The organism is Sphingomonas antarctica (assembly GCF_965137005.1).
In the GTDB taxonomy this organism is placed as follows: domain Bacteria; phylum Pseudomonadota; class Alphaproteobacteria; order Sphingomonadales; family Sphingomonadaceae; genus Sphingomonas_O; species Sphingomonas_O antarctica.
Window position 1 is genome coordinate 1 of sequence record NZ_CBCRXM010000047.1, and the last position, 985, is coordinate 985.

A 985-nucleotide genomic window follows, 5' to 3' on the forward strand; every position below is an offset into this window, starting at 1 on the left:
TGTGATCATCCAGGATCAGCATCATCTGGAGGTGGCTCGGCTTAATTTCCGAGATGCGGTTAAGATCACCGGATACGAAGGTGCCCGATAGCTATTCGGACGGTATTTCCAAACTCACCAGCACTTGGTGCCTTTGCTGGCTTGGCTTGAGATGTCCGGCTCATTGACGCAGTCTGACAGCGCACGAGTTGAGCTGCCGCGTTGGGCCGACAGAGCAGTGCGACGACTTGCAGGTCGAGGTCACCCAGCAAGCAGAGCACCGGGCGTCCTGAGCCGATCGGGGCTTGAATCAATATGACCCAAGCCCCTTAAATTACATAGAGGACAGCATTTCGATGTGATGCTGCACGACCGGCACAATCTTACCTGCAACCCTGCGCAGCGGCGCCACGCGACCGTCCGTCGCATACCCCTGCTGCAAGGCAAGCGCGTCCTGATGCGCTGCTTTTTGCTGTTCGATGTACAATCGGTCACGCGCCTCGCCGCGGGCGTTGCGCAATGCCGTCAAATTGCGTGCCTGCATAGTGTCGAGGCGCGGCGCCTTCGGAGCGAGGTGGGCCGCACGGGCTGCTGCCTTTACCTCGGCAGTACTTTGGCCGTGATCCCTCACCATCATGGTGGCGAAAGACCTCACCTTCGGGTTTCGCGACGAAGACATCACCGTCCCGGATTGACGCTCGAACAGGTCACTCGCGCCAGCCTTAATCAAATAAGTCGACGCAGGAATTGCTTGTGCCATTACAGCCGTGGGTAAACTCAACACCAGCGCCCCTACAAGATACCTTTTCATGTCACTCTCCCTAGCAAATGCTGCTTTCGCGAGTACGACTGGCGACGGCTTCCGTTCCGAAAAAGATTACATTCCCACGGGTGGAACGGTGTTATCGACCATGCGTCTATTTGCTGCTGTGTTCGGATCTCCGGCGGCGTGACCGGCCCCCACCGAGTGGTCCAGCTTGATTGTTAGGGAGCTGTCAGTCGGATG

At 57.6% G+C, this 985-nt stretch carries 1 protein-coding gene; it reads right to left on the minus strand.

All coding sequences use genetic code 11. The features are described 5' to 3' along the window. Nucleotides 1-313: 313 nt before the first annotated feature. A complete protein-coding gene (locus ACM9ME_RS15405) occupies nucleotides 314-790 on the minus strand; it encodes a DUF4142 domain-containing protein (RefSeq protein ID WP_415644342.1) in 477 nt (158 codons plus the stop codon). Between the last annotated feature and the right edge of the window lie 195 nt (nucleotides 791-985).